Source organism: Massilia polaris (assembly GCF_012927275.1).
GTDB classification, from domain to species: domain Bacteria; phylum Pseudomonadota; class Gammaproteobacteria; order Burkholderiales; family Burkholderiaceae_D; genus Telluria_A; species Telluria_A polaris.
The window spans coordinates 161,169-185,228 of sequence record NZ_JABBGG010000003.1 but is presented as its reverse complement, the minus strand read 5'-3'; the positions used below and the strand labels follow the sequence as shown (position 1 = coordinate 185,228).

The following is a 24,060-nucleotide window of genomic DNA, read 5'->3' as shown; positions in this document are numbered from 1 at the left end:
TCAATTTAGCTAGGTCTGGCAGTGGCAAAACTCTATTTCAGGTATTCGGCGATGAACGCCGGTAAATCGACGGCGCTGCTGCAAGTGGCCCACAACTATGAAGAACAGGGTCAGAAAGTCAAGCTGTACACGGCCATCATCGACAGCCGCTACGGCGTCGGGCAGGTGACATCTCGCCTCGGGCCGCAGCGCCATGTGGATACCTTCGGTCCCGAGACCGACTTCCTGGCCGATTCGCCGCAGGTATCCTGCGTGCTGGTCGACGAAGCCCAGTTCCTCAGCACCAGCCAGGTGCAGCAGCTGCACCAGCTGGCCCAGGTAAAAGGCGTGCCGGTGATCTGCTACGGCCTGCGCAGCGACTTCCGCGGCGAGCCGTTCCCCGGTTCGGCCTATCTGCTGGCGCTCGCCGACGACATCGAGGAAATCAAGAACATCTGCACCTGCGGTAAAAAGGCGACCATGAATATCCGCGTCGACGACGACGGCAAGCGCATCCGCGAGGGCGAGCAGGTGTCCATCGGCGGCAATGAGCGCTATCGCCAGGCCTGCGGCCGCTGCTTCTACTCGACCTGACCGGCTGCGCGGCAGATGACGCTTATCGACAGCTGCCGCGCGTTCGCACCCGACCTCATTTGCCGTAACGGCGAGATCCTTCTTTACCTGCTGCCGTCGGCCGCCCTGGCCATCGTGATCCGCGCGCTGGCGCGCAGCCATCCGTACTTCTTCCTGTTCACCGTGCTCGGCACGATCAGCCACGAACTGGCGCACTTCGTCGTCGGGCTGGCCACCGGCGCCCGCCCCGCATCGTTCACGGTGATCCCGCGCAGGGTAGGGCAGCACTGGGAACTCGGTTCGGTGATGCTGACCCGCGTTCGCTGGTACAACGCGGCGCCGGCGGCATTGGCGCCGCTGCTGGTGATCCTGCTGCCGCTGGCGGTCGCGTCATGGCGGATCCGGCCGGGCTGGAGTTTTCAGCCGCTCGACCTGGCCATCGCCTTCGCGCTTGCCCCGCAGTTCCTGTCATTCTGGCCATCCGGCGGCGACTGGCGCCTGGCCGCGCGCTCCTGGCCTTACCTGATCATCATTGGCGGCCTGACATATCTTTCGACCTTGGTGTGAGCACTCCGGCACTTGCCATAAATCCCCGACTGTTTCGATTTGTAAAAGGCGGATTGTGCGGACCCAACTGGCAGTAAGCTGGGATTGGAAAATATCGTTTCAGCTGGCTCTGCCTACGGCGCCGTGCTGTTAGAATTGCTTACCGCCTTATTTGACAGGCTCTGCGCTCTTGCATTGCGCCGGACCGCCCGCAGTTACATCGGATTCACGCTCGGAGACACAACGAATGAAGAAGCACATGTTGATGGTCGCGATGGCTTTTGCCATGTCGACCCAAGCGGCAACCCCCCAGCCTGAGCGCGTTGCCGCGACCCAGCTCAAACCGATTCCCGCCCAGACCCAGGCCGCGCTGTGGGCTTCGCGCCTGCTGGGCCGCTATCACTACAAGGCGATGCCGCTGGACGATGCGATGTCGGAGAAGATCTTCGACAAGTACTTCGAGTCGCTGGACGGCGAAAAGCTGTTCTTCACGCAAGCCGACATCGAGCAGTTCGCGCCCGCCCGCACCAAGCTGGACGACGCGATCAACAATGAGAACCTGTCGATCCCGTTCGCGATCTACGGCGCCTACCAGCAGCGCTTTTCCGAGCGCATCGCCCACGCGCGTGAATTGCTGAAAACCAAAATGGACTTCAGCGTGGACGAGAGCATGCAGCTCGACCGCGAAAAGGCTGCCTGGCCGAAGACCGACGACGAAGCCCAGGACCTGTGGCGCAAGCGCGTCAAGAACGACTGGCTGCGCCTGAAACTTGCCGGCAAGGAAGATAAGGCCATCCGCGAAACCCTCGACAAGCGTTACGAGAATTACCAGAGCCGCGTGCGCAAACTGAACAACGAGGACGTGTTCCAGATGTTCATGAACGCCTACGCCACCTCGATCGAGCCGCACACCAATTACCTGGGCCCGCGCTCGGCCGAAAACTTCGACATCGCCATGCGCCTGTCGCTGGAAGGCATCGGCGCCGTGTTGCAGACCCGCGACGAATACACCATCATCCGCGAAATCGTTCCAGGCAGCCCGGCTGCGCTGTCGGGCAAGCTGAAGGTAGGCGACCGCATCCTGGGCGTGGCCCAGGGCGACACCCCGGCCTTTACCGACGTGCTCGGCTGGCGCATCGACGATGTCGTCCAGCTGGTGCGCGGCGCCAAGGGCTCGACGGTACGGCTGGACGTCCTGCCGGCCGAAGCCGGCCCTGACGGCAAGCACGTCACCGTGGCGATGGTGCGCAAGAAGATCAGCATGGAAGAGCAGGCCGCCAAGAAGCAGATCATCGAAGTCAAGGAAGGCGGCGTGAATCGCCGGGTTGGCATCATTTCGCTGCCGACCTTCTACCAGGATTTCGAAGCCAAGCGCCGCGGCGACAAGGATTTCAAGAGCGCAACGCGCGACGTGGCCCGCATCCTGGGTGAACTGAAGAAGGATAAAGTCGACAACGTCCTGATCGACCTGCGCAACAACGGCGGCGGCTCGCTGATGGAGGCGGTCGAGCTGACCGGCCTGTTCATCGACAAGGGCCCGGTCGTCATGCAGCGCAGCGCCGAAGGGCGGGTCGACGTCGAGAGCGATACCAACGCCGGCCTGGCATGGTCCGGTCCGGTAGGCGTGCTGATCAACCGTGGTTCGGCGTCGGCGTCGGAAATCTTCGCCGCGGCAATCCAGGACTACGGCCGCGGCCTCGTCATCGGCGAGCCAAGCTTCGGCAAGGGCACTGTCCAGACGCTGGTGAACCTCGACCGATTCGCCCAGGGCGAGAAGGCGCGCTACGGCGAGCTGAAGATGACGATCGCCCAGTTCTTCCGCATCAATGGTGGCACCACCCAGCTGCGCGGCGTGACGCCGGACATCAAGATGCCGGTCACGGCCGATCTCGACAACTTCGGCGAATCGAGCTTCGACAACGCCTTGCCATGGGTCGCCATCAAGCCGGCGCTATTCGTACCGCTGGGCGACCTGAAGGAACTGGTTGCGCCGCTGCAAAAGCGCCACGATGCGCGTATCGCCAGGGACAAGGACTTCAAGTTCCTGCAGGAAGACCTGGCCCTCGTACGCAAGGTGCGCAAGGACAACGCGATCTCGCTGAACGAAGCGGTGCGCCGCAAGGAACGCGATGCCCAGGATGTACGCAGCAAGCTGCGCGAAGCCCGCCTGGCCGCCGCGGTGGCCGCGGCCGAGCCGGCGCCTTCGCCGGCAGGCAAGGAAGTGCGCAGCACGGTGCCGGCGCCGACCAAGCCGGTGAAGGCGGTCGCTGCGGTCAAGGGTTCCTCGCGCCAGGATGATGGCCTGCAGGCGGACGAACGCAATCTCGCAGCCGAGCTGGCAGCGGAAAAAGCCGCCAAGGACGCCAAGGACGTGATGCTGCACGAAGCCGCGAATGTGCTGGCCGACGCGGTTGGCCTGCTCAAAACGGACACCCGGATGGCATTGCGGGCAATGCCGTACATGCCCGCCACCAAGGCAAGTTCGCCCTGATAAACAGCTGTAGTACGTCTTCTCCAAGAATGGCCGCATACCGATATGTGGCCATTTTTTTATCATTTGCCCGCCATTGTTCTTGCTGAATTCTCCAGCGCACGATTGAAATGCAGTAAACGTTGCATTTATTTTCAGTAATGTTAGGATTGCACATCGTTGCAAAACTTATATCTTTGTTGTTGAGAATATAAATGGGGGTCATATGGTCATTCGTTCACTCGTTATCGCAGCTATGTTCGCTGGTGCTGCTTCGGCGCACGCAAATCCGACATCGTCTACTGCTAGCATGCTCGGTGGCTGGACCCTGCAATCGGGTTCCGTCAGTGTTGTCGGCGCCCTCAACAGCATGGACTCCATTGTCGCAAGCGGCAACTGGGCAGCGTTCTCGCAAGCATGGAGCATGCACACGAGTCTCGCGGCACACGGCGACGCATCCGGCAACTCCGCGGTGTTGTTCGCACCTAATGCATCTGGCGGCATGTCGGGCATCGGTGTCGGCGGCGGCGGCGCTGCGCCTGTGGTTGACGGCGGCGCAAGTGGCGGCGGCGGTGCTGGCGGTGGCGGCGGCGGTGGCGGCGGCGGTGGCGGTGGCGGCGGCGGCGGCATTGGCGGCGGCGGTGGCACCGACCTTGAAGTTCCTGGTACCGGCAGCGGCGTCGATATCGACGTTCCTGGCGGTGGCGATAACGGCGGCGGTGGCGGAGCGGCAGAAATCCCTGAACCAGGTTCGATCGCACTGCTGCTCGCCGGCCTCGCAGGTGCTGGCCTGGTATCGCGTCGCCGGTCGCGCTGATCGACTTCCCATCAGCTGAAAAGCTGAATAAAAAACGCCGCCGGGTGCATGCCTTGGCGGCGTTTTTTTCATGTACAATTCTTGTGAACGATCGTGCTTTTTTGGCGGCGAATAACAAGGAGAATGTATGGACCTGAACTATACGAGCGAGGACCTGGCGTTTCGCGATCACGTGCGCGCCTTCCTCGCCGCCAACCTGCCTGCCGACCTGCAGCAGAAAGTGCGCAAGCACCTGCGCATGTCGAAGGACGACTACGTGCGCTGGCACAAGATCCTGGCCAGGCAAGGCTGGGTAGCGCCTGCGTGGCCGGTCGAATTTGGCGGCGCCGGATGGACGCCGGTGCAGCGCCATATCTGGGAAGAAGAATGCGCGCGCGCCGGCACCCCGCCGGTCCTGCCGTTCGGCGTCAACATGGTCGCTCCGGTCATCATGGCCTTTGGCAACGACGCCCAGAAAGCCCATTACCTGCCACGCATCTTGTCCTGCGAGGACTGGTGGTGCCAGGGCTATTCGGAGCCGGGCGCGGGGTCGGACCTCGCTTCGCTCAAGACCACCGCCGTGCGCGACGGCGAGCACTACATCGTCAACGGCCAGAAGACCTGGACCACGCTGGCGCAGCATGCCGACATGATCTTCTGCCTGGTGCGCACCGACAGCGGCGTGCGCAAGCAGGAGGGCATCTCGTTCCTGCTGATCGACATGCATGCGCCTGGCGTGACGGTACGCCCGATTATCATGCTCGACGAAGACCACGAAGTGAACGAGGTGTTCTTCGATAACGTCAAGGTGCCGGTGCAGAACCTGATCGGCCAGGAGAACAAGGGCTGGACCTACGCCAAATACCTGCTCGGCCACGAACGTACAGGGATCGCAGCGGTGGGCCGCTCAAAGCGCGAACTGGCATCGCTCAAGAAACTGGCCGCCGCGCAGTCGAAGAACGGCAGGCCTTTAATGGAAGATCCGCTGTTCGCCGCCAAGGTCGCCACGCTGGAGATCGAGCTGATGGCGCTCGAGATGACCGTGCTGCGCGTACTCGCACAAGCGAACACGGCGCCGGGTCCGGAAGCCTCCGTGCTCAAGGTGCGCGGTACCGACATCCAGCAGACCCTGTCCGAGCTGATGGTCGAAGCGGTCGGCCCGCTGGCTCTGCCGTTCGATCCGGACTACCTTGAAGGCGCCGCCGGACATGCGGTCTCCGGCGAGGATGACGCCGCGCCGCTGGCCTCGCACTACTTTAATTTCCGCAAGACCTCCATCTACGGCGGCTCGAACGAGATTCAACGAAACATCATCACCCAGATGATCCTGGGCCTGTGAGGGACTGAGCATGGATTTCAATTTCAAGGAAGAACAGCAGCAGTTTGCCGATGCCCTCAAGCGCTGGATCGCCAAGGACTACAACTTCGATGCGCGCAGGAAGATCATCCACTCCGACAGCGGCGTGTCCGATGCGGCGTGGGCGACGCTTGCCGAACTGGGCATGACGGCACTGCCGGTGCCGGAAGAGCAGGGCGGCTTCAACGGAACCGCGGTCGACATGTTCGTCGTGATGCAGGAGATCGGGCGCGGCCTCGTGGTCGAGCCTTACTTCGCAACTGTGCTGGGTGCGGAGTTCCTCAAGCTGGGCGGCGGCCATTCGGACCTGCTCGAACAGGTGGCCGGTGGCGGACTGAAGCTGGCGTGCGCGCTGGGCGAAAAGCAGTCGCGCCATGACCTCTCCGACATCGCAACGACCGCAACCGCGGCGGGCGGCGGCTACTCAATCAATGGCCGCAAGAGCGTGGTGATCCACGGCGGCCAGGCCGCCAGCCTGATCGTCTCCGCGCGCACCTCGGGCGCGCAGCGCGACACAGCGGGAGTGACCTTGTTCGTCGTGCCGAAGGATACTGCCGGCGTGCGCGTGACCGATTACCGCACGCTCGACGGCCAGCGTGCCGCCGATATCGTGTTCGACAACGTGCAGGTGCCGGCATCCGCGCTGGTGGGCAAACCAGATGCGGGCTGGGACATCCTCGATGCCGGCGCCGATTACGGCGCCGGCCTGCTGTGCGCGGAAGCGCTTGGCGCGATGGAAGCCATCTTCGCCGCGACGCTGGAATACCTGAAGACGCGCAACCAGTTTGGCGCGCCGATCGGCAAGTTCCAGGCGCTGCAGCACCGGATGGCCGACATGTACATTCACCTCGAGCAGGCGCGCTCGATGGCGCTGCTGGCCGCCGTCAAACTGGGTTCCGGCGACGTGCAGGAACGCCGCCGCGCGGTTTCCGCGGCCAAGTTCCGTGTCGGTCAAGCCGCGAAGTTCGTCGGCCAGCAGGCGGTGCAGCTGCACGGCGGGATGGGCGTCACGGACGAACTGCCGGCCGCGCACCACTTCAAGCGCCTGACGATGATCGAACTGTCGCTTGGCGATTCCGACCACCACCTGGCGCGCTTCATCGCCCAGCCAGGATTCGCGCAAGGGGAATTCGCATGAGCGGCCGCCGCTGGTACTTCGAGGACTTCTTCCCGGGCCAGGAGATCGAGCTCGGCACGCGTACCGTGACCGAGCAGGAGATCATCGAGTTCGCGGCCGACTTCGACCCGCAGCCCTTCCACGTCGATCATGACGCAGCCGGAAAATCCATTTTCGGCGGCGTGATCGCCAGCGGCTGGCACACCTGCAGCATGATGATGCGCATCGTCGTCGACAGCGTGCTGGGGAACTCGTCGAGTATGGGTTCTCCGGGACTTGAGAAGGTACGCTGGATCCTGCCGGTGCGGCCGAACGACACGCTCAGCGTCCGCTACATCACGACGCAGGTAAAGGCCTCGGGCTCGAAGCCTGACCGCGGGGTCGTGTGGTCGACCTGGGAAGCGCGCAACGAGAAAGGGGAGCTGGTCTGCACCATCGAAGGCATGGGCATGTACGGCCGCCGGCCGAACGAGGGCGCCGATGCATGAGATCGTCGGGCTGGCGGAACTGAAGGCGTTGCTTGGCAACGGCAACCAGCACTAGGCGTCGGCAGGAGCGCGCTCGACGAACAGGTCGAACTCGGCCGGTGGCACTGGACGCCCAAACAGGTAACCCTGGAAGGCCTTGCAGCCCAGGTTGGCCAGGAAGGCGCGTTGCGCATCCGATTCGACGCCTTCGGCCACGGCGTCGATCCCCAGATTGTGCGCCAGCGTCAGGATGGTCTTGATGATCGAGGCATCGTCCGGGCTGGTCAGGATGTCGCGTACGAAGGAGCGGTCGATCTTCAACTCGCAAATGGGCAGGCGCTTGAGATAGGTCAGCGAAGAATAACCAGTGCCAAAGTCGTCCAGCGAGATGCCCACGCCTTGGGTCTTGAGCGCTTCCATCTTGGCGATAGTCTGGCCGACGTCGTCGAGCAGCAGGTTCTCGGTCAGCTCCACTTTGAGCTTGCACGGATCAGCGCCGCTCGCGGCCAGCACGGATAGTACGCGGCCGACAAAGTCCGGTTGGCGGAATTGGCGCGGGCTGACGTTGATGGCGATGCACAATGTCGCCGTCGCCGGGCGCGCCGCCCACGTAACGAGCTGGGCGCAGGCAGTTTCAAGCACCCAGTCGCCCAGCGCCAGGATCAGGTCCGATTCTTCCGCAGCCGGAATGAATTCGGTCGGCAGCACCATTCCGCGCTGCGGGTGGTGCCAGCGCAGCAGCGCTTCGGCCGCCACCAGGTTGCCGGCGTCGTCGACCTGGGGCTGGTAGTAGAGCTGAAACTGGCGCTGCTTCAAGCCAATGCGCAAATCGTTGTCGAGGCTGGCCCGGGCCGACACCACGGCCTGCATGGCCGGGTCGAAAAAGCGCAGGGTATTGCGGCCGGCCGCCTTGGACTGATACATTGCCAGGTCGGTCTGCTTGAGCAGGGCTTCGACGTCTTCGCCATGCCCAAGGAACAAAGTGATGCCGATGCTCGCGGTGCACATGTGCTGGTACTGATCGAGCACATAGGCCAGCTTCATCTGTTCCAGGATTTTCTCGCCCACCAGCCGGGCATGCTCGGCCGCCGCGAGCGCGTCGTTGTCCAGTCCTTCGAGCATGACGATAAATTCGTCGCCACCAAGGCGGGCCACCGTGTCGCTCTCGCGCACGCAGGTGCGAAAACGCGGCGCCGCCTGCTGCAGCAGCAGGTCGCCCATATTGTGGCCGAGCGTGTCGTTGAGATCCTTGAAGTTGTCCAGGTCGATGAACAGCAAGGCGCCGTGCAGGCCTGTGCGCATCGATGCGGCGAGTGCATGGTGCAGGCGTTCCATCAGGCAACGCCGGTTTGGCAGGCCGGTCAGGAAGTCATACAAGGCGAGGTTCCGAATTTCCTCTTCCGCCGCCTTGCGCGCGGTGATGTCGGTCAGCGCACACACATAGTGGGTGACGTCGCCGTTCGCGTTCTTGACGGCGGTAACCACCAGCGATTCCGGGTAGGGTTCGCCATTCTTGCGACGGGTCCAGATTTCGCCTTGCCAGCATCCCTCGTCCTCGATCACCTGCCAGATCGCTGCGCCAAATGCCGCGTTGTGGCGGTCCGGGTCGAGCAGCACCAACTCGCGGTCGGCCACATCCTTGGCGGCAAAGCCGGTAATGTCCGTGTAGGCGCGGTTCGTGCGTAAGACCAGGTGTGCGGCATCGGTGATCACCATGCCCTCCTGCGATTCGAAGGCAGCCGCGGCCACCCGCAAATCGGCTTCGACCCGCTTGGTTTCGCGCAGGTAGAGGACGATGGCCGATGCAGCGACGATCAATGTGCCGCCCGTCACAGCGATCAGCACGAACAGCCAGAGGCGTTGCGTGTGCAGGCGCCTCAGGTCGCGGAGCGGACGCGGAACGTACACGCTAATGGCGGCGCCGGCGATGGCCTTCATGCCCAGAACGACGGGCATCTTATCGGTCCCCAGCCGAACCACCCCGGGCAGGCCCCGTTCGCCCCAGGGCGTGATCGACAGCGGTTCGAAGCTGCTGCGCAAGTATTGCAGAATACGCTTGTCGATCGGCATGGCTGCGATCGTGGCGCTTGGCAGCGTGCGGAATTCATACCGCTTGTCCGGCGAAAACACGATGACACCGTTGGCGTCCACCAGGAAGGCGCTGGATTGGCGGGTCCAGGGCGACAAGGCCAGGAAACTGCGTTTGACCACGGCGGCGCCGAGGAAGCGGCCCTGTTCGATCAAGGGATACGAAAAGAACACGCCGGCGGCCTTGCTTGCGCGGTTCACCGCATATTGGTGGCCGCCGCCGCCGGCCCGCGCCTGCAGAAAATAAACGCGATCGGCAAAGTTGGTCCCGACGAAACTCTCGGGCCCGCCGGCGTTACTGGCGGCGATGCAGTCCCCTGCCGCGTTGACAATCCAGATCGCATCCGCCTTGAAACTGGAAGCGGTGAACGCAAGCGAACTATTGAGCTGGTCGAGCTCGCGGTCCTGCGTCCACAACTGCTTGCGCTCCGTTGGCGCGAGCGACAATGGGACGGCGTCCGGGCCAAAGCGGCGCAGGATTTGGCGCGTGGTGCCGTCGTGGACCGTCACTTTTGGAATGCCCTTGAACAGTTGCAGGCTGTCCTCGATATTCGCGGCGATGTCCTCAGCCTGCTGGCGGGCTCGTTGTGTTTCCTGTTGCACGATCTCGTCGGCGAGCCGGCGCTGGAAATAGTCGACGCCGAACGCTGAAATTACGGCCCACAGGGCAATGAGAAGGCCGATCAGCCGGTACGAGCGGTCAAAGGAAAACAATTTATGCTTGCCGACATAGGTCGCGACGATGGTACCGGTAATGATGACGCTGGTAGCGGTTAGGACCACGGCGGAAAGCAAGGTCGGACTGATCTGCGAGTCGACCAGTTTGCTGTCGCCGTCGCGCACGAAATAGGCGGCCGCCATGGCCGTGTAGTGCATGCCGGCCACTGCCAATCCCATCACGCCGGCGCACAGCGCAGGCCAGGCCGGCAGCCGGAACTTGATCCAAAGGGCTAGCCCTGCCAGCAGCACCGCAACCACCATCGACAGCAGGAACAGCTTGAGATCGTAGCGGATGATGCCATCCAGGTTCATCGCGGCCATACCCGAATAGTGCATGGCGCCGATCCCTGCACCCAGCAGGATGGCGCCCACGCCCAGCCGCAACGGACTGATCACGCGTTGGCTGATCACGTTCAACGCCAGCGTGCAGGCCAGCATGGCTGGAATGGTGGAGAGGAAGGTGAGGCGGTAGTCATAACTCCTGGTGCAGGGCAGTGCGAAGGCCAGCATGCCGACAAAATGCATCGCCCAAATGCCCAGGCCCAGGCAAACGCCGCCGGCGAGCAGCCACATGCGCCGGTGTTTCCTGGTTGCCGCAACGCGGCGGGAAACGAGCAGCGCGGCGTAGGATGCGAACATCGCGACGACGACCGATAGCGTGACGAGAACCGGGTCGTACATGCCTGCGTAGAGCAGGCTGCTGTCGGGTGCAACAACGACAAGATGTAGGAAATCGAGCATCGTAGTGTCCATGACGAGATGATGCACAAAGACTACCCAGGAACATTTTCAGTATGGACCCGCTATTCGGTGTCGCCTCACGGGCGGCAAGTGGTAATTTGTTTAATTAATGATGAAACAATAACAATAAAACATGCTTGAATGAAATTTTCTTTGTTCAAGGCTTGTCCATGGCCCCAGTTCGCTAGCCAACATTGCCGTCACTATTTTCGTTAGCAGACGTCCACGACACGGTGGGCTTCGGCGGCGAGTGCGACTGTGGCTGTGCTGACTTCCAGTTTAATGATTGGTATTTCCAGATTATGGGCGTGGAAGAATTCACGCACGGCTTGCAGGCTCATTGTTTGTTATCCCGCGTACTTTGCCAGTTCCAGCTTGGCCACCGCGTTGCGGTGCACCTCGTCCGGACCGTCCGCCAGGCGCAAGGTGCGGTTGCCGGCCCACTGGTAAGCCAGCGGGAAGTCGTCCGATACGCCAGCCGCGCCGTGCGCCTGGATCGCCCAGTCGAGCACCTGCTGCGCGACGTTCGGCGCCACCACCTTGATCATCGCGATTTCGGCCTGCGCCTTCTTGTTGCCGACCGTGTCCATCATCGACGCCGCCTTCAGGGTCAGCAAGCGCGCCATGTCGATGCGGATGCGCGACTCGGCGATCCGTTCGCGCCATACGCCTTGTTCCGAGATCTTCTTGCCGAACGCGACCCGGCTGTCGAGCCGCTTGCACATCAGCTCCAGCGCGCGTTCCGCCACGCCGATGGCTCGCATGCAGTGGTGGATGCGGCCAGGGCCGAGGCGTCCCTGGGCGATTTCAAAGCCGCGTCCTTCGCCCAGCAGCATCGCGGACGCCGGCACACGCACGTTCTCGAACCGGATCTCGCAGTGACCGTGCGGCGCATCGTCGTAGCCGAACACCGGCAGCGGGCGCACGATGGTGATGCCCGGCGTATCGGCCGCCACCATCAGCATCGATTGCTGCACGTGGCGCGCGGCGTCCGGGTCGGTCTTGCCCATCACGATGAAGATCTTGCAGCGCGGGTCGCCGGCGCCGGAGATCCACCACTTGTGGCCATTGATGACGTAATCGCCGCCGTCCCGCTCGATGCGGGTCTGGATGTTGGTCGCGTCGGACGATGCGACGTCAGGCTCGGTCATCGCGAAGGCTGAACGGATCTCGCCTCGGAGCAGGGGCTCGAGCCACTCGCGCTTGTGCCCTTCGCTGCCGTAACGCTCAATGGTTTCCATGTTGCCGGTGTCCGGCGCGGCGCAGTTGAACACTTCCGGCGCCCAGCTCACGCGGCCCATGATCTCGCACAGCGGCGCGTAATCCAGGTTGGACAAGCCTTCCGGCGCGCGCGGCGACTTCGGCAGGAACAGGTTCCACAGGCCCTGTTCGCGCGCCAGCGGCTTGAGGCGCTCAATCAGCGCAGTGGGAATCCAGCGGTCGCCCTTGTCGCTTCCACTGCGGTCAACTTCCGCCTTGAAGGCCTTCTCGTTCGGGTAGATGTGCTCGTCCATGAAGGCGAGCAGGCGTGCTTGCAGTTCCTTGCAGCGCTCGGAATAGTCGAAATCCATGATCGCCCTTGAGGGTTAGTTTTGTTCGGCGATGGCCAGCTGCGCGTAGTGCCAGCCCATTTCGGCCATCGGCCGCGCTGCCTTGCCGTTCTCCAGCGCCTGCGCGCTCGATGCGGTGCCGTCCACGTAGCGCTTCATAATGCCTTGCATGATGCCCGCGAGGCGGAACATGTTGTAGGCGAGGTAGAAGTTGAAGTCTTCGGCGTGGATGGTCTTGCCGGTGCGCGCGCAGTAGCAGGCGATATATTCGTCCTGGCTCGGGATGCCGAGCGCCTTCAGATCCATCCCGCCGATGCCGCGGAACTGTCCCGGCGCGATGTGCCAGCTCATGCAGTGATACGAGAAATCGGCAGCGGGGTGGCCAACGGTCGACAGTTCCCAGTCCAGCACGGCGAGGATGCGTGGCTCGGTCGGGTGGAAGATCAGGTTGTCGAGGCGGTAGTCGCCGTGCACGATCGAGGTGTCGTCGCCGGGCGGGATATTCTGCGGCAGCCATTCGATCACCTTGTCCATCGCTTCGATGGTTTCGGTGCTTGAGGCCTGGTACTGGCGCGTCCAGCGTTCGATTTGGCGGCCGAAGTAGTTGCCTGGCTTGCCGAAATCGGCCAGGCCGATGGCGGCGTAGTCGATGCTGTGCAGCTGGGCGAGCACGCGGTTCATCTCGCCGTAGATCGCGGTGCGTTCGGACGGCGTCATGCCGGGCAGCGATTGTTCCCACAGCACGCGGCCTTCGACGAATTCCATGATGAAGAACGCGCGGCCGATCACCGACTCGTCGAGGCACAGCGCGTATTGGCGCGCTGCGGGGAAGCCTGCTTTGTGAAGCGCGTCCATCACGCGGTACTCGCGGTCGATCGCGTGCGCCGACGGCAGCAGCTTGGCGGCCGGGCCGGGCTTGGTGCGCAGCACGTACTGCTGGCTGCCGTTGCTGATTTTGAAGGTTGGATTCGATTGCCCGCCCTTGAACTGTTCCACCGCCAGCGGACCGCCCTGGTAGCCTTCGACGTGCTCGCGCATGTAGGCGTCGAGGGCCTCGACATCGAACTTCTGGCGATCCGAGACCGGTTTGGTCCCCATCATTTCTTCGAACATCGCGTCTCCTTGTTGTCTATTTATTCCAGCTCATGAATAGAACGACCGTACTTTTTATCGGTAGAAAATTCAGCGCCATTTTTTGTACTGCTCAAACAGCTGTTCCATAGTCGTGCTGCGCGCCTGTGCCTGCAGCGGGCCGGGCGGGGCGTAGTTCGCGAAGCGCACCACCCAGTCGTTCTCAATCTCGCCGACGTCGAGCGCGTTGATGCAGCCAGGCATCTGCGCGAGGCCGCCCAGGAACATGCGCTGGCCAGTCAGTGCCAGCGACAGGATCGCGCAGTTGACCCCGCCATGCAGGACCAGCAGCACAGTGTCCCACGCTTTGTCGGCGCGCAGGCGCTCAATTGCAGGATGGATCCGGTCCATCAGTTCGCCGACCGACTCGCCGCCAAGGAAGCGCTGGTCTTCGCCGGCCAGCCCTTCGAACACGCCGGTGAAGGCGCTTTTCAGTTCGTGTTCAGGAATGGCCGACAGGCGTCCGCCGCGGATTTCCTCCAGCGCCGGCCACGTTTCAAGCTCGATGTCCTGGCCTGTTTCCATCAGCACGCGCCTGGCGGTTTCCACTGTGCGCGGGAGGCCCGACACGATGACCCGGTCGAAACGGATCTGGTCGGCGGCAAACACGCGGCCGGCGGCACTGGCCTGGTCACGGCCCAACTCATTGAGCGGTACCGTTTCGGGCAGGATTGGTTTCCCGGACTGGTCGAAGTAGGTGACGCTGCCGTGGCGCATCAGGAAGATTCGGCGGCGTTGCGATGCGCGGGTGGGCATAGGATTGGTGGTGACGGAAAAGTCTCACTGTATCCCACTCTGTCGGGTTTTCACAAATGGCGGCAGAGAAATCATTCCCTACGTCAAAAGACTGGCATTTCTAGACTAAAATGGCCCGCGCGGTTCGTTCAACTCACGGGGTAGTCGATGGCAAGGCCAGAAAAAGTCAGGCTGGGAGAAATCCTGGTCCAGGAAAAGCTGTTATCCGAAGAGCAGTTGGGCATGGCGCTGGCCGAGCAGAAGCGCACCGGCCGAAAGCTGGGCCGCGTGTTCGTCGAAAACGGCTTCGTCACCGAAGAGCAGATCTCTGGCGCGCTGGCGCACCAGCTGGCCATCCCGTTCATCCATCTCAAGTTCTACAATATCAACCCGGATCTGGTTCGGATGCTGCCTGAAACGCAGGCCCGCCGCTTCCGCGCGCTGGTGCTGGAAGACCGGCGCGGAAGCCTGCTGGTCGGCATCTCCGACCCGACCGACCTGTTCGCGTACGACGAGATCGCGCGGCTGGTCAAGCAGAACATCGAGCTGGCGGTCGTCAACGAGACCGAAGTGCTGGCCGCGATCGACCGCATCTACCGCCGCACCGAGGAAATCACCGAGGCGGCGCGCGAGCTGGAACAGGACCTCGGCGACAGCTTCGTCGACTTCGGCGCGCTGGCCGCCAATCCGGGCCTGGAAGAAGCGCCGATCGTCAAGCTGCTGCAATCGGTGTTCGACGACGCCACCCAGGTGCGCGCGTCCGACATCCATATCGAGCCGCAGGAGTCGCGCCTGCAGATCCGTTTCCGCATCGACGGCGTGCTGCACCTGCAGACTGAGGCCGATATCAAGATCGCCACGCCGCTGGCGCTGCGCCTGAAGCTGATGTCGGACCTCGACATTTCCGAAAAGCGCCTGCCGCAGGACGGCCGCTTTGCCATCAAGGTCAAGCAGCAGCGGATCGACGTGCGTATCTCGACGATGCCGACCCAGTACGGCGAATCGGTGGTCATGCGTTTGCTGAACCAGGGCGGGACCACCTTGCGCCTCGACGCGATCGGCATGCCGCCCAAGCTGGTCAAGCGCTTCCGCGCCATCGTGCAGCGTCCGAACGGCCTGGTGCTGGTCACCGGCCCGACTGGTAGCGGCAAGACCACCACCTTGTACAGCGCGCTGGCCGAACTCAATTCGCTGGAAAAGAAGCTGATTACCGTCGAAGACCCGGTCGAATACCGCCTGCCGGGCATCAACCAGGTGCAGGTTAACGAGAAGATCGAGCTGTCGTTCGCGCGCGTGCTGCGCTCCGCGCTGCGCCAGGATCCGGACATCGTGCTGGTCGGCGAGATGCGCGACCAGGAGACCGCCCAGATCGGCCTGCGCGCGGCGATGACCGGCCACCTGGTGCTGTCGACGCTGCATACCAACGATGCCGCCAGCACGCCGCTGCGCCTGATGGACATGGGTGTGCCGCGCTACATGGTCGGCAGCTCGCTGCAGGCGGTGCTGGCCCAGCGCCTGGTGCGCGTGATCTGCGAAAGCTGCACCGTGCCGCACCAGCCTACGCCGGCCGAACATGAGTGGCTGCGCTACGAATTGCTGGAACACGTCGACAAGGCCCGGTTCTTCCACGGGAAAGGCTGCTCGCACTGCAATGGCATGGGTTACCGCGGCCGGACCGGCGTCTATGAGCTGCTGGAGATGACGCAGGCGGTTGTCGATGCGTCCAACCATCCGGACCCGGCGCACTTCCTCAAGGCCGCGCAACAGGAAATGGGAGGCGCCACGCTGCGCCGCCACGCCGTGCAACTGGCGGTCCAGGGCCGCACGACGGTGTCCGAAGCAATGCGCATTAGTAACCAGCTGGAGGACTAAGTGCCGTTCTTCGCCTACAAAGGCCGCAACGCGCGCGGCGAATTGATGCAAGGCGTGCTGGAAGGCGCCGACAGCGGCGCGGTGGCCGACCAGCTGTTCGGCACCGACGTGACGCCTATCGAGATCACGCTGACTAAAAAGACGGCGGCCAGCGCCTCGAACCAGACCTTGTGGGACAAGCTGACCGAAAAGAAGGTCACGTCGATGGACGTGCAGCTTTTCAGCCGCCAGCTTTACACGCTGCTCAAGTCGGGCGTGCCGATCATGCGCGGCCTGGCCGGGCTGCAGGAATCGGCGGTCAGCAAGTCGTTCGCCCGCGTGATCAAGGACCTGCGCGAGTCGCTTGACTCCGGTCGCGAACTATCGGCCGCAATGCGCCGGCACCCCGACGTATTCAATAACTTCTATCTGTCGATGGTGAAGGTAGGGGAAATGACCGGCCGCCTGGACGACGTGTTCCTGCGCCTGTTCGATCACCTCGAATTCGACCGCGACATGCGCAACCGCGTCAAGACCGCCACCCGTTACCCGACCTTCGTGGTGATCGCGATGGTGATTGCGATGGTGGTGGTGAACGTGTTCGTGATCCCGCAGTTCGCCAAGGTGTTCGCCGGCATGCACGCCGAACTGCCTCTGGTGACGCGCATCCTGATGGGCGCCTCGCAGTTCATGCTCGACTACTGGATGGTGATGCTGGTGCTCCTGGCGGGCGTGATCGCAGGGGTGCGTGCGTGGATCGCGACGCCGGCCGGCCGCTATTCGTGGGACCGGCGCAAGCTGGGGATCCCGATTGCCGGCAAGATCATCATGAAGGGGACGATGGCGCGCTTTGCGCGCAGCTTCGCATTGTCGTCGAAGAGCGGGGTGCCGATCGTGCATGCGCTGACGGTGGTGTCGCAGACCGTCGATAACGCCTACCTGTGCGCCCGGATCGAGCAGATGCGCGACGGCGTCGAGCGCGGCGAGTCGATCCTGCGCACTTCGGTCACGGCAGGCGTGTTCACGCCGATCGTGCTGCAGATGATCGCGGTGGGCGAAGAGTCGGGCTCGCTCGACGACCTGATGGATGAAATCGCGGCGATGTACGAGCGCGAAGTGGACTACGAACTCAAGACGCTGTCAGCCCAGATCGAGCCGATCCTGATTACCTTCCTGGGCGTGATGGTGCTGGTGCTCGCCCTCGGCATCTTCCTGCCGATCTGGGATCTTGGCAGCGCCGCCATGAAACGATGAGCGCGAACCCGCGGCCAGTCATGCCGCAGTCGCGCTGCCGCGGGTTCACATTGTTCGAACTGGCTGCGGCCACGATTATTGTCGTGGTACTAACGTCTTTACTGCTGGTTCGATTGCATTCGTACCAACGGGAGGCGCAACAGCTTGCCGTGCAGCGGCTCGTTGGAACGCTGCGCACCGCGCTGAGCGTGCGAACCGCACAACTTTCTGTTGCGAAAAGGGAACACGAGTTGCCGCGGATTATAGACGAGAATCCAATGTCCTTGCTCGTTGAGTTACCGGCTAATTACCTAGGGGAATACTATTCCCCAGAGGGAAATAGCTTACCCGACGACTGCTGGTACTTCGACCGTGGCAAGAAAGAGCTGGTCTATACAGCATCGGTCCGAAAAACTTTCCAATCCCCAGAACAAACATTGCTCAGATTCAAGGTAAAATTCATCGCCTTGACCTCGCAACATGGTAAGACTCTTGGGCTGTCAGCTGGGAATAATGGCGTCGTCCTGGATCAAGTATCGGAAAAAGAATCGTAAACTAAACAAGAAATGGGTCGGACCAAACCAGCCCAATTACCGCACCGGAGAGTTCTTAATGAATAAATCGAACATGAAGCGCAATGCCCAAGCCGGTTTCACGCTGATCGAACTGATCGTCGTTATTGTTATCCTCGGCATTCTTGCCGCAACGGCACTGCCGAAATTTTCCAGCCTCGGCGGCGACGCCCGTCTGGCGAGCCTGCAAGCGGCCAAGGGCGCGCTGAGCTCGACCGTTGCAATGGCAAAGGGAAAGTACCTGGTCAATGGTACCGGCACCCCGCTTACCACCCTGACTGTCGAAGGTGTGACTGCGCAATACACGACGCTCGCGGATGGCTACCTGCGCGCAACCGCGCCGACCGCGGCCCTGGCCGGCCTCGCGGCTGACTACCACGTTGTCGCCGCTGCCGGAACGCTGTCGATCTATCCGATGTCCCTGCGCAGCCAGGCTGCGACGACTCGATGCGTGCTGCGCTACACTCCGTCCACCGTGAAGGGCGTTGCGCCGGCCTTCACGCTGACTGCGACCGCAGCCGACTGCGAATAAATAGTTTCGGGCAAAAGTTCCTGTGGCTGGCGACGATTCTCGAGTACCGAAGATCGTGACCGGCCACAGTCACGTCTGGCGTTTCCAACTGGGCGTCACGATGATCGAGCTGATTGCGGTACTGATCATCATCGGCGTGCTCGGCGCGATCGCTTCCGCACGCTATTTCGACCGCGCCAGCTTTGACGCGGACGCGTTCGCCAACCAGGCACGCTCGATCCTGCGCTATGGCCAGAAGCTGGCTGTCGCGCAAAACCGGCCCGTGTACGCGCGGGTCGACACCGACAGTGTCGAGTTGTGTTTTGAAGCGGATTGCAACGCCGCATCGCGCGTCATCGCCCCGTCCGGCGCCAACAGCGGATCGGCAAGCACGCTGCAGCATTGCGATAATTCCGCGTCATGGCTGTGCGAGGGAGTCCCGGCAGGCGTTACCCAGACCGTGTCCGGACCGGCAGCCTCGTTCGCGTTCGACGCGCTCGGCAAGCCTAACGCCGTCAACGCAGACGGCACGCTGGGAAATTTCCAGCGCGTCCTGGTAAAAATTGAAGGTGACGGCGACGAGCGCAGCGTGATGGTTGTGCCGGAGACCGGCTATGTTTATTAAACCCTTGCGCCAACGCGGTGTTACGTTGATCGAACTGATCATGTTCATCGTGATCATCGGCGCGGCGCTGGCGGGCCTGCTGCAGGTACTGAACTTCACCACCAAGGGCAGCGCCGACCCGGTGCGCCAGAAGCAGGCGCTGATGATCGCCGAAGGCCTGCTTGAGGAAGTCAGGCTGGCCGGCTTCACCTATTGCGACCCGACCGATCCGAAGGCCGTCGAGCCAACGACTACCAGTGCGGCCGACTGCACTATCCAGGAATCATTCGGGCAGGGACGTGGGGGCGAACCCGTCGGTAGCCGGCCTTACGACAACATCAATGATTACGTGGACGAGCCGGGCGTCGCCAAGGCGGCGTTCAATAACACCGCAGACAAACTTGCCGATACGAACGGTACTCCGATGGAAGTGGATGGCTATTCGGCCCAGGTCACAATCAGTCCGGCGGCGCTGAACGGTATCGGCGGCACCGGGGCAGACAGCGACGTGCTTCACATCAAAGTCGAGGTCAGCTATGACGGCCAGACGCTGGCGCTCGACGCCTACCGGACGCGCTACGCGCCAACCTTCCCATGACCGTGCGCGCAATCCACCAGGCGCGCCAGGCGGGCTTCACGCTGATCGAGGCGGTGATGGTCATCGTCATCATCGGCGTGCTGGGCGCGGTGGTAGCCGTGTTCATCCGCATGCCTGTGCAGGGCTACCACGACAGCGTCGCCCGTGCCGAACTGACCGACATCGCCGACCTGTCGCTGCGGCGCATGGCGCGTGAGTTGCGCCTCGCGCTGCCGAACAGCATCGTTATCAGCGATGGCGGCAATGCGATATCGTTTTTCATGACCAAGGCGGGCGGGCGCTACCTGACCCCGGATGACGACCTGGCAGGCCAGCCGGTGCTCGATTTCGTCGATCCCGGCAAACGCACATTCACCATGATCGGGCATGCGCCGGACGCAAACCACGCCATCATGAAGGGCGACTACGTGGTCGTCTACAACCTCGGCATCGACCCTGCGGATGCTTACGTCGGCGGTAACAGGGCCACAGTCGAAAAGTTCACGACCGTCGACGCTGCCAAGGGCCTTTACCAGATCGAGCTGCAGGCCAATCCATTTGCGCAGCAGAATCCGCCGATGCCATCGCCAGGATCGCGCTTCCATGTCGTCGGGCAACCGGTAAGCTACTTCTGCACGCCCGGCGCTGGCGGCAGCGGCACCATGAGCCGTCAATGGAACTACGGCATCGTCAAGGGTAAGCCTACTGGGGCATTCGTTCCTACCAACCTGCTGGCCCAGCGGGTCACCGGCTGCAAGTTCGATTACTCAACCGACGCGAACAGCCGCGGCGCACTGGTGATATTGACGCTGGTGCTTGAATCGCCTGGCGACGGTGGCTCCATCAAACTGGTACACCAGGTTCACGTGGACAACACGCCATGACGCACAACATCCGATCAGCCATGCCAGCGCTGGTGCGCAGCCGCGGCGTCGGCCTTGTCACGGCGATCTTCCTGCTCGTCGTCATCGCCACGCTGGCCGTTGCGATGGTCACGGTATTCACCACGCAGCAGACAAGCTCGGCCCTGGACATCCAGGGGGCGCGCGCCTACCAGGCGGCGCGCGCAGGGCTTGAGTGGGGTATTTTCAAGCAGGCGCGGCAAGGAACGTGCGACGCTGAATCGTCGTTTTCCATGGACGGCGCGACGTCGTTGCGCGGGTTCACAGTGACTGTCCGATGCGTGAGAGCAGCTGGCCCGGCGACCGACAGCGGCGTCGAGGGCGCACTGGACCGCTGGAAGGTCACCGCCACCGCGTGCAATGCGCCCAACGCAGGCGGCCTGTGCCCGAACCCGGTTAATACCTCGGACTACGTGCAGCGTGCGATGGAGGCGACGTTCTGATGGCCCAATTCAATCTTGTCACGCGGCTTGTCCTGATGCTGGCGCTTGCGTTGGCTTGTCAGGTGGCGCGCGCTGATACTGCTATCCGCCTGCTCAAGAGTTTCGCCGGCAACGTGAACTTTGCCGGTATCCAGCAAACCATTCGCAACAAGGGTAACAACAAGCCGTGCGAAGTGTTCGACCCGAGCATCGACCGCACGACCAGCCTGGCGGGCATACCCTCGACAGCGACCATCCTCAGCGCCCAGCTGTACTGGGCAGGCTCCAACTACAACCCTGATTTCACCGTTGTTTTCGATGGCGTTTCCGTCAGCGCCGAGGCCGAAAGACGCTACTACTCGACCACGATCGGTAATAACTATAACTATTATTCCGGTGCTGTGGATGTAACCGAACAGGTCAAGAAGAAGTGGGGCGATAAGAAAGAGAACGATAAGAACGGCAAAGGCAATGGCAACGGCAACGGTAAGAAGGCAGAGGATTACGATAAATACTCGTTCAGGGGCCTGACCGTCGATACCAATGCCCCGTACTGCTCGGTTGAAGGTGTTCTGGGCGGATTCGCGCTGCTGGTGGTTTACTCGGATGACAGCGAGCCGTTCCGCATGTTGAACCTGTACGAAGGGTTCCAGTACATGCGCTACAACGGCATCTCGCTGAGCCTCAGCGGTTTCCGCGTGCCGAACCCCGTCGGCAGCGCAACTGGCCGGGTGGCGCACATTACTTGGGAAGGCGATGTGACGCTGGACGGTTCCGGCGAGAATCTCAGCTTCAATGGATACGCGATGACGGACTCCCTTAATCCAAGCGGGAACCAGTTCAACTCGCAAAGTAACATTGACGGGGACAAGAAGTCGTACGGCATCGATTTCGATGCCTACACGGTAGGCTACCCCGTCATCCAGGGCGGCCAGACCACGGCATCGACCCGCTACGAGTCGGGGCAGGACCTCGTCCTGCTCAGCGCGGAAGTCGTCGCATTGCCGAACGTTCCGATGTCGGACCTCAACATTTCGATGCTGCAGAATAACGAGATGACGCCCGGCCAGAGCGTCGGCTATACGGTGACCGTGTCGAATAAAGGGCCCAGCACCGAAAGCGGGCCGACCGTTGTTACCACGACCTTGCCTTCGGGATTGGCGTTTGTGTCGGGCACAGGGACGGGCTGGACATGCAGCAGCGCAGGGCAGGTCGTCACGTGTAGCAACCCGGCATCGCTTTCATCCGGCTCGGCGTTGGGGAGCCTGATCCTCACGGCAAAGGTGAGCGCCAGCGGGACGATTTCCGTGAGTGCTGCGGTAACCGGCAAGATGTACGATCCGGTTCCTGAAAATAATACAGTTATCGTCAAGGGGGTTGTATCGGATGGCTCCCTTAAATATGTGTTCACCGATTCGGCATGCAACGCGGGAGTGCCACTGGATTCCGAAAAACAATGTTCGACGACACTTGCACCGATCGTCGCAGGTGAAGTTCGCACTATTTATATCACTCCGGTTTCGAATGGCGTGCCTGTTGCCCCTTCACCGGCAACAGAATCGATGGAGTTTGGCCTGAGCTGCCTGAATCCATCGTCACCCGCCGGGGTGTCGGCGAGTTACGCCCTCAAGACCTTGCCGGTCTGCGCGAGCGACGGCGTCGAGCCCGCCAATTGGTCCGCCCCCGTGACGGTGACGTTCAACGGTGTGTCGGCGGCGGCCAGCTTCAGTTATGCCGACGTAGGCCAAATTCGATTATTCCTGCGTCCGGTAGCAAGCCGGAAAGCGAGCGGCAGCATGGCATTCGTGTCTGTTCCGGATGAGGTAAGGATTTCCGACATCAAGGGGAACGACGGAACAACAGCTGTGCCAGGCGCGCTTGCCGATGACCACGCGTTTGTCATCCGTGCTGGCGTTCCATTCACGGTGACGGTCGGCGCCTATGCAAAGTCTAAAACGCTGACACCGAATTTTGGCCGGGAGAGCGACCCTGCGCTGTTCCTGGTGCCGGCAGTGTCGGTCGGCGCGAGTACGGTACCGGGTAAGGCAGCGATGCTGCACGACGACGTTGACGCGCACGACGGCGCGGTCCGTGTACTTCCCGAACTGATCGGCAAGTTCGGTACACCGGCAAACGGAAAGGCGACAGCGCAATTCAAGTGGGACGACGTCGGCATTATCCAGCTGACGCCCGGCATCGCGGCGTCGACGTACCTGGATGTCCGGCTCGACAAGCTGATCGTTACGCCGGCCACGGCTGGACGTTTCATTCCCCACCATTTCATGACCAGTACAAGCCAGAGGATGGCGTGCAGGATCAAAATGGGATGCCCGTCCGGTATCGAGGCGGGGGCATATTCAAGGGAAGCATTCGAGGTCATGGTCACAGCGCGAAGCGCCAGCGGCGTTCGGACAATGAACTACCGGGGCGGTTTCGCCCGTGAAGTCGTGTTGTCGGCATGGGACCAGGCCGGCGGTACGGTGCAAAAGCTTAGCCTGAGTCCTGCCACTGCGCCTGCCGGGAAGTTTATCGATGGCGTGGCCACGGTTGAACCTTCTTACACGCTGCTCAATCCGTTTGATCGCGATTCACCGCAGGGGCCGTGGGGCGCGCCCGACAGTATCTACCTGCGCGCTGTGGAGAGCGGAGGAGCAGTAAGCTCGAAGCTGCCGGTGGACTCGCCCGAGGCGGGCATCCGGATCGTCAATGGCCGCCTGCTGGTGCCAAGCGCACACGGCTCGGAGCGGCTGAATCTTCCCGTGCAAGTCAGCGCGCAATACTGGAGCGGCAGCAACTGGGAACCGAGCAGCACCGACAACCACAACTTGATCGATCCATCCAGGGCCACCTTCACGAAGCTCAATGGCAGCCTTGGCGGAAGTGTGCTCAGTCTGCTACCTTCTCCGCTGCAGCTGCTGTCCGCCGGTACCGCCAGGTTCTCGGTCAATTCGTTGCCCGGGAAGGCCGGCAGCGTCGACTTGCTGGTCGACCACCTCCTCTGGTTGCCAAGCACGAAGGCAAGGATCAAATTCGGCACCTACAAGAGCCCGCTGATCTACCTGCGCGAACTCCACTAGCCAGCCCCGGCGTGGCGTATTTGCAGCCCAACTGCGCGAAA

General features: G+C 62.3%; 21 protein-coding genes. 16 read left to right on the top strand and 5 right to left on the bottom strand.

Going from position 1 to position 24,060, the window contains the following annotated elements:
• Nucleotides 1-21 precede the first annotated feature (21 nt).
• The 7 genes from HHL21_RS07140 (at nucleotide 22) to HHL21_RS07110 (ending at nucleotide 7,326) form a co-directional block, all read left to right on the top strand.
• Nucleotides 22-573: a thymidine kinase gene (locus HHL21_RS07140; RefSeq protein WP_169464574.1), complete on the top strand. Its 552-nt coding sequence runs from the start codon at nucleotides 22-24 to the stop codon at nucleotides 571-573.
• 15 nt (nucleotides 574-588) lie between these two features.
• Complete coding sequence (locus HHL21_RS07135; protein WP_169464573.1) at nucleotides 589-1,119, top strand: hypothetical protein; 531 nt, start codon at nucleotides 589-591, stop codon at nucleotides 1,117-1,119.
• A 226-nt stretch (nucleotides 1,120-1,345) separates the two neighbouring features.
• On the top strand, nucleotides 1,346-3,589 hold the full coding sequence (locus HHL21_RS07130; RefSeq protein ID WP_169464572.1) for a carboxy terminal-processing peptidase: 2,244 nt from the start codon (nucleotides 1,346-1,348) through the stop codon (nucleotides 3,587-3,589).
• Between the two features lie 403 nt (nucleotides 3,590-3,992).
• A complete protein-coding gene (locus HHL21_RS21900; protein WP_206085645.1) occupies nucleotides 3,993-4,385 on the top strand; it encodes a PEP-CTERM sorting domain-containing protein in 393 nt (130 codons plus the stop codon).
• Nucleotides 4,386-4,512: 127 nt separating this feature from the next.
• A complete protein-coding gene (locus tag HHL21_RS07120; RefSeq protein WP_169464571.1) occupies nucleotides 4,513-5,703 on the top strand; it encodes an acyl-CoA dehydrogenase family protein in 1,191 nt (396 codons plus the stop codon).
• A gap of 10 nt (nucleotides 5,704-5,713) precedes the next feature.
• The gene (locus tag HHL21_RS07115; protein WP_169464570.1) at nucleotides 5,714-6,859 is read left to right on the top strand and encodes an acyl-CoA dehydrogenase family protein; all 1,146 of its coding nucleotides are present in this window, start codon (nucleotides 5,714-5,716) and stop codon (nucleotides 6,857-6,859) included.
• The gene (locus tag HHL21_RS07110) at nucleotides 6,856-7,326 is read left to right on the top strand and encodes a MaoC family dehydratase (RefSeq protein WP_169464569.1); all 471 of its coding nucleotides are present in this window, start codon (nucleotides 6,856-6,858) and stop codon (nucleotides 7,324-7,326) included. The genes HHL21_RS07115 and HHL21_RS07110 overlap by 4 nt, the downstream gene beginning before the upstream one ends.
• Before the next feature lie 51 nt (nucleotides 7,327-7,377).
• Here the strand turns inward: HHL21_RS07110 and HHL21_RS07105 are convergent, their stop codons facing one another.
• The 5 genes from HHL21_RS07105 to HHL21_RS07085 form a co-directional block, all read right to left on the bottom strand.
• A complete protein-coding gene (locus HHL21_RS07105) occupies nucleotides 7,378-10,854 on the bottom strand; it encodes an EAL domain-containing protein (RefSeq protein ID WP_169464568.1) in 3,477 nt (1,158 codons plus the stop codon).
• Nucleotides 10,855-11,066: 212 nt separating this feature from the next.
• A complete protein-coding gene (locus HHL21_RS21895; RefSeq protein ID WP_267874056.1) occupies nucleotides 11,067-11,195 on the bottom strand; it encodes a YbaK/EbsC family protein in 129 nt (42 codons plus the stop codon).
• A gap of 6 nt (nucleotides 11,196-11,201) precedes the next feature.
• Nucleotides 11,202-12,425: an acyl-CoA dehydrogenase family protein gene (locus HHL21_RS07095; RefSeq protein WP_169464567.1), complete on the bottom strand. Its 1,224-nt coding sequence runs from the start codon at nucleotides 12,423-12,425 to the stop codon at nucleotides 11,202-11,204.
• Between the two features lie 15 nt (nucleotides 12,426-12,440).
• On the bottom strand, nucleotides 12,441-13,517 hold the full coding sequence (locus HHL21_RS07090) for a phosphotransferase (RefSeq protein ID WP_169464566.1): 1,077 nt from the start codon (nucleotides 13,515-13,517) through the stop codon (nucleotides 12,441-12,443).
• Nucleotides 13,518-13,586: 69 nt separating this feature from the next.
• A complete protein-coding gene (locus tag HHL21_RS07085; protein ID WP_229496160.1) occupies nucleotides 13,587-14,291 on the bottom strand; it encodes a histidine phosphatase family protein in 705 nt (234 codons plus the stop codon).
• Nucleotides 14,292-14,438: 147 nt separating this feature from the next.
• Between HHL21_RS07085 and HHL21_RS07080 the strand changes: the two genes are divergently transcribed.
• The 9 genes from HHL21_RS07080 to HHL21_RS07040 are packed head-to-tail and all read left to right on the top strand — an operon-like array spanning nucleotide 14,439 to nucleotide 24,019.
• Nucleotides 14,439-16,142 (top strand): GspE/PulE family protein, encoded by a 1,704-nt coding sequence (locus HHL21_RS07080; protein ID WP_169464565.1) that lies wholly within the window; start codon nucleotides 14,439-14,441, stop codon nucleotides 16,140-16,142.
• Nucleotides 16,143-17,375 (top strand): type II secretion system F family protein, encoded by a 1,233-nt coding sequence (locus HHL21_RS07075; protein WP_169464564.1) that lies wholly within the window; start codon nucleotides 16,143-16,145, stop codon nucleotides 17,373-17,375. It abuts the gene before it with no gap.
• Nucleotides 17,372-17,908: a hypothetical protein gene (locus HHL21_RS07070; RefSeq protein WP_169464563.1), complete on the top strand. Its 537-nt coding sequence runs from the start codon at nucleotides 17,372-17,374 to the stop codon at nucleotides 17,906-17,908. Before HHL21_RS07075 ends, HHL21_RS07070 begins: the two co-directional genes overlap by 4 nt.
• Before the next feature lie 58 nt (nucleotides 17,909-17,966).
• Entirely contained in the window at nucleotides 17,967-18,458 is a 492-nt protein-coding gene (locus tag HHL21_RS22020) for a type II secretion system protein (protein WP_169464562.1), read from the top strand.
• Between the two features lie 55 nt (nucleotides 18,459-18,513).
• Nucleotides 18,514-19,062 (top strand): prepilin-type N-terminal cleavage/methylation domain-containing protein, encoded by a 549-nt coding sequence (locus HHL21_RS07060; RefSeq protein ID WP_169464561.1) that lies wholly within the window; start codon nucleotides 18,514-18,516, stop codon nucleotides 19,060-19,062.
• Nucleotides 19,052-19,639, top strand: coding sequence for a type II secretion system protein (locus HHL21_RS07055; protein ID WP_169464560.1), 588 nt, complete (start codon nucleotides 19,052-19,054; stop codon nucleotides 19,637-19,639). The genes HHL21_RS07060 and HHL21_RS07055 overlap by 11 nt, the downstream gene beginning before the upstream one ends.
• Complete coding sequence (locus tag HHL21_RS07050) at nucleotides 19,636-20,502, top strand: type II secretion system protein (RefSeq protein ID WP_169464559.1); 867 nt, start codon at nucleotides 19,636-19,638, stop codon at nucleotides 20,500-20,502. Before HHL21_RS07055 ends, HHL21_RS07050 begins: the two co-directional genes overlap by 4 nt.
• Nucleotides 20,499-20,963, top strand: coding sequence for an agglutinin biogenesis protein MshP (locus tag HHL21_RS07045; RefSeq protein WP_229496158.1), 465 nt, complete (start codon nucleotides 20,499-20,501; stop codon nucleotides 20,961-20,963). Before HHL21_RS07050 ends, HHL21_RS07045 begins: the two co-directional genes overlap by 4 nt.
• Nucleotides 20,963-24,019 (top strand): DUF6701 domain-containing protein, encoded by a 3,057-nt coding sequence (locus tag HHL21_RS07040; RefSeq protein WP_169464558.1) that lies wholly within the window; start codon nucleotides 20,963-20,965, stop codon nucleotides 24,017-24,019. The genes HHL21_RS07045 and HHL21_RS07040 overlap by 1 nt, the downstream gene beginning before the upstream one ends.
• Nucleotides 24,020-24,060: the final 41 nt, after the last annotated feature.